The sequence below is a fragment of the Roseiarcus sp. genome (genome assembly GCF_052145395.1).
Taxonomy (GTDB): domain Bacteria; phylum Pseudomonadota; class Alphaproteobacteria; order Rhizobiales; family Beijerinckiaceae; genus Roseiarcus.
Genome location: NZ_JBKQOT010000050.1, coordinates 1 through 4,243, shown reverse-complemented (window position 1 = coordinate 4,243; position 4,243 = coordinate 1). Strand labels below are relative to the sequence as shown.

The window sequence follows — 4,243 nt, the reverse complement described above, 5'->3', positions numbered from 1 at the left end:
GAACCTACTTTGCATCGCTATGAATCGCACCCGCAGCGGTCGCCGAGCGCGACCTCGCCCGCGTGCAGCAAATACTCGGCGGCGATCTCCTCGGCCTCGTATAAGTCCGCCTCCGGCATCGGCTTCTCGGTCATGCACAGGCCCTTTCGATCGCGATTCCTGGCCGGATATCGTAAGGCTCTCTTCGAGGGGAAGGCTATTGCCGCGTATCGGTTCCCACAGCCTTAGCGACTTCCCGTTGCCCGTCGTCCGGATCGGCTGCGAATAAGGCGAAATGGCGCGATGAAGCAGACCTTGGATGAGTATCTGGCCGCGCGCGAAGCGCTGTTCCGCAACCCGAGCGATGAGGGGGCTCGCGCTTGGTGGATGTCAGAAGGCTATGCGCCTCCCACCCATCCGGACGTCCCGCTGGAGACGGTCCACAAGGCCCGCTTGCAATGGCTCGACGCGACGGACGACATGCTGGCCGAGAGCCGCGCCTTCCTGTACGACCATGGCTACGAGGCCGTTCCCAACATCCGCGCGTACACGTCGAAGACCCGGGACGCCGCGCGAGCAAAACTCGGCCTTGCCCCGCTCAAGGACCGCGAATGATCTATCCGCCTGCGAGCCGCCGCTACCATGGCCATTGCTAATCGAGCGCAGCCACCGCAAGGGGCGGCCTCTGGCTCTGGACGGAACCCGGGGGCGCGATCGGCGCGGCCAGGCGGTTCGCCAAGCGGCTCGTCGAGCACCTGGAGCGGGCCGACTTCGTCGTCATGAAGCGGCTGGCGGGCATCGGCGGAGCAGAGCCGGGGCGGGGATTTGAAGGCTGAGCTTCTTCAACGCTTAGCCATGGAAGCCGCCATGAGACTGGGCGCAGAGGCTAGACCCTTTTCGCCATCGAACTCCGTGCGGCCGTCGAGGTGACTCGGGCCGTTCCTATGCGCCGAGATCGCGAGCGGGAGGGCGCGCATTGATCTGGGTCAACAGGGCGGGAACGCTCAGTGGAGACGTGAGTATAACTACGTACTTGCGTTGGCCTGAGTTTGAACCGAACCTGGGCGCCGTAAATGACGTGGCGCGTTCAATATAGCCTGAACGGGGCTGACATCGCGGCTCGCTTCCCGACGCCGGAGGCGGCAATCGAGGCTGCGTGCCAACTTATTGATTGCGGCCATGAGGTGACAGCGATCGGGATAGGACCAAACCCCACCGATTCCGTTTCAAGAGGGGAAATCGCCAAAATCTATGCGATTTGGGCGCGAGCGAGAGAGCCCGGGCTCTGGTTTTCAAACTGACAGACCGACGAATCGCGGCATCGATTTCCGCCCATGCGGGGCATTTGCGGCCCGCACGCGCGCGACGACGAATGACGCAAAGCGCCAGCGATTGTCCACAACTGCCGCTAACTCGGCGGCCGTTCGTTCTTGTTCTTTGCCGGGGATCATCAATTTCGGCGTCAGCGCTTTGATCTGGATCAACGGGGTGGCGCTTAAGTTAGGCTAGCTCGAATTCCTCGACGCCGCGCCCAACCCCGCGCGCGAAGCGTCAGCACATCAATATGGGCGGCAATAACAAAGAGGAGTTCCCCGGTGCAGATCCATGCTTCGGTCGGCGCAGCTATGCGCGAAACGCTCCAGGAGAGCGCTGAGGCTATCGCAATCCTCCAACGAGAGCACGATCGATTGATTCCCCTTGTCGTCGAGGGACCGCCTAGCCTACGGCCGTTGCGGATGCGCCAACTGAAGTCGATCGCAAAACGCCTCATCACGGCGCGCTCCGAGGAATCGGAAATTTCTAAGTGGGGCGGCAGGACTCACTGAGCAAAGGGTGCACTGGCGGCGGGTCGCGCTGATCGCGGCGCGCATGACCGGCAAGAGGGTCGGCGTCGATACGGAGATGCGGATGCTCGAATGACCGCCCGCCCCTCGCGCCCGCGTCGGTGACGCTGGCGGCAGTGCGGGCGAATTTGCTCCGTCGGGCGGCGGCCGATGGCCGATCGATGCCGATCAACCCCGTACTACGTTCCGTCCAGCGCTCTCTTTGACCTATAAGGCCGATGGCGCGGACCGACGAGAATGTGCGGCTGGGTACAGGGTGCGCGTCCACGTCGGGCGGGGCGCTTCTCGCCTTTAGGTCCGGTGGCAAAACCAGGCTTTGGTCTGATTGGGGAATTCGGCAGGTTTCATGGCGGCAATGAGCTTGTCCAGCTTTTCTAATCGATGCCGACGCTCATTCAGTTTGTCCTGCGAAATGTTCCTCTCAGGCTCCCCCGGCTTAGCGATTGTGAACCGCAGTTCCCCGCTTTCAAGCGCGCGGATTTCGTCCGCAATGAAATCGCGAAATTCCTGGCACATGTCCGGGAGCAGAGATGTGTTGAAAGTTGGATTGATCAGCATCTCATTTGTTCCTATCACAGGTCGCAGGCGTGGTGCGAGCGAATGTCAATGGCCTCGAATTTCAAAGTGAAACGTTACCTCAGCCGAGCGGCCCGCGTAGGCTGCGGTCTTGAGGGCCGATGATGCTCTATGGCTCCGCCGTCGCCGGGACGCCCGCCGGCCTGCGCAGGCCGACGCCGAGGCGCTCGCCTCCCGTGCTATGGTTAGCGGAAAGCAGGAGCGCGGCGATGGTGACTTACCCCATTTTTGTCCATGAAGGCGGCCAACGGATTGCGATCAATCCCGACCATGTGGTGAATCTGACGGAAATCGAACCGCAGCGCGTCCTAATCTCATTCTCTCACGAGGGGAGTGTCACTGTCACGATGGGGTTGGAGAGCGTCATTGCTCGCCTGACCGGCCAGCGCGAACATCGGTCAGAGTAACTTCATGCCGGCCGGAAGGGCGTAAGGCTACGGGCGACCCCAATTACCGCTCATGGCCACCAGGGCGGGGTGTACGAAAACGCGCGCTCCAACTCGGCGCGAAGGTTACACGCCTCGTCGGCGAGCTTTTCGAGCGCCGCAGCCTGATTGGCGGCCGTACTACGGGATTTTAGGTTGCGGGGTACGTGGTGAACGATACCGCCGTCCTTGAACGCAACCCACAAGCCGTGCGCGACGCGATTCCTGTTGTTATTAAGCTCGCGAAAATTGTTGATAAGCTCTTTGATCGCAGCGGCGTTCGTGTTCGCGCGTGACTTGCCGAACACTTCATTGGCGACCGTGCAAAGCAATGCTACGTCGTAGCTCTCGATGACAGCCACGAAATGCTCTTCGGCGAGTTCGATTTCCTGAGCAAGGTAGTGACGGATCGTGTATTCAGCCTGGGAAAATTCGAAGATGAAGCGACCGATAGCGCGGTAGGTCTTTTCGGCGGCTACATGGTCGACTTCGGACATGGATGGCCTTCCCGGCAACTATTAGGCGACTCGCTTCAAGATACGGCGTCAGTGATGCCGATGCGGACCATGGGATGATGTTAGGGATGTCCGGGCGCGAATCACCTCGCCAGGCTGCCGCCACCGGGGCCGCTGCGCGGCTTGCTTCCCATGTGCTTCCCAATCGCTTTTTCGGGGAAACAATCCGGACCCGCCTAACGACCTAACCATTTGTTCTTGTTGGCGTCCCGGAAGGGAATCGAACCCCTGACCCCAGGTTTTGGAAACCCGTGGTCTGGAGGCCTTTTGGCCAACGCCGCGCGCAAGTCTGGACATAAATTTCTCCGTGATCACTCGGTCACGCCGCCGGCCGGACAATCGGAACGCTCGTGAACGGAGTCAATGCGTCAAAATCGCCCTTTTTTCCCTCGCGCTTCTTGCGTCGCTCTTCGATAGCCTGAGTTGCGCCAGTTCTGTCACGGAGCAAACACGAGGGTGCAGCCCAATCGGAAGGGCTGCTCAGGGCGGAACCATGCCCTCCCGATCGTGCGGGTCTACGACCGCTTGCCCTCCCACTTGCGCGGTTCGCGGTCGCGATCAGCACCGGCAGCTCTACGTCGACTCGCGACGTTGAATCGGTCGCGGCGAACTCCCTTCAGGGCGGACCTTGTGCAGATCCTATGAGGGCGATCGGCGGCCGAGGCGGGTATCCTTGCTCTGTCGAGGACCTCAGGGAGATGTCACATGTCTCGATTCACGGGATCAGCACAGACTGCCATTGACTACAACTCCACCATCATCGCTGCGTTGGAATTGAGCTCGAAGAAGTGGGTTCGGTTCAACTGCCTGGAGTGGACCGGCATTCGAGGCATGTCCTGGACGCTTGCGGCGACGGGTTGGTTTCTTTTGTCGCGCGTCTGAAGGCCAGGTGCGCCGCGGCAGG

General features: G+C 61.1%; 5 protein-coding genes and 1 tRNA gene. 2 read left to right on the top strand and 4 right to left on the bottom strand.

The annotated features are described in order from the left end of the window. Positions 1–282: 282 nt before the first annotated feature. Positions 283–594, top strand: coding sequence for a hypothetical protein (locus tag ACLP25_RS01785; protein WP_442467535.1), 312 nt, complete (start codon positions 283–285; stop codon positions 592–594). A 677-nt stretch (positions 595–1,271) separates the two neighbouring features. On the opposite strand, the gene ACLP25_RS01780 is transcribed toward ACLP25_RS01785, so the two are convergent. Together ACLP25_RS01780 and ACLP25_RS01775 are read right to left on the bottom strand one after the other, a co-directional pair. Continuing rightward, entirely contained in the window at positions 1,272–1,463 is a 192-nt protein-coding gene (locus tag ACLP25_RS01780) for a hypothetical protein (protein WP_442467534.1), read from the bottom strand. A gap of 651 nt (positions 1,464–2,114) precedes the next feature. Next, positions 2,115–2,381 (bottom strand): hypothetical protein, encoded by a 267-nt coding sequence (locus ACLP25_RS01775; RefSeq protein WP_442467533.1) that lies wholly within the window; start codon positions 2,379–2,381, stop codon positions 2,115–2,117. A gap of 227 nt (positions 2,382–2,608) precedes the next feature. On the opposite strand from ACLP25_RS01775, the gene ACLP25_RS01770 reads away from it, so the two are divergent. Next, the gene (locus ACLP25_RS01770) at positions 2,609–2,806 is read left to right on the top strand and encodes a hypothetical protein (RefSeq protein WP_442467532.1); all 198 of its coding nucleotides are present in this window, start codon (positions 2,609–2,611) and stop codon (positions 2,804–2,806) included. A 50-nt stretch (positions 2,807–2,856) separates the two neighbouring features. On the opposite strand, the gene ACLP25_RS01765 is transcribed toward ACLP25_RS01770, so the two are convergent. Both ACLP25_RS01765 and ACLP25_RS01760 read right to left on the bottom strand, forming a co-directional pair. Then, the gene (locus ACLP25_RS01765) at positions 2,857–3,321 is read right to left on the bottom strand and encodes a hypothetical protein (RefSeq protein WP_442467531.1); all 465 of its coding nucleotides are present in this window, start codon (positions 3,319–3,321) and stop codon (positions 2,857–2,859) included. Positions 3,322–3,541: 220 nt separating this feature from the next. Beyond that, positions 3,542–3,615: transfer RNA gene (locus tag ACLP25_RS01760), tRNA-Trp, on the bottom strand. Positions 3,616–4,243: the final 628 nt, after the last annotated feature.

Coding starts and splice junctions, on each gene's coding strand:
- ACLP25_RS01785 (WP_442467535.1), top strand. CDS start 283: ATGAAGCAGACCTTGGATGAGTATCTGGCCGCGCGCGAAGCGCTGTTC.
- ACLP25_RS01775 (WP_442467533.1), bottom strand. CDS start 2,381: ATGCTGATCAATCCAACTTTCAACACATCTCTGCTCCCGGACATGTGC.
- ACLP25_RS01770 (WP_442467532.1), top strand. CDS start 2,609: ATGGTGACTTACCCCATTTTTGTCCATGAAGGCGGCCAACGGATTGCG.
- ACLP25_RS01765 (WP_442467531.1), bottom strand. CDS start 3,321: ATGTCCGAAGTCGACCATGTAGCCGCCGAAAAGACCTACCGCGCTATC.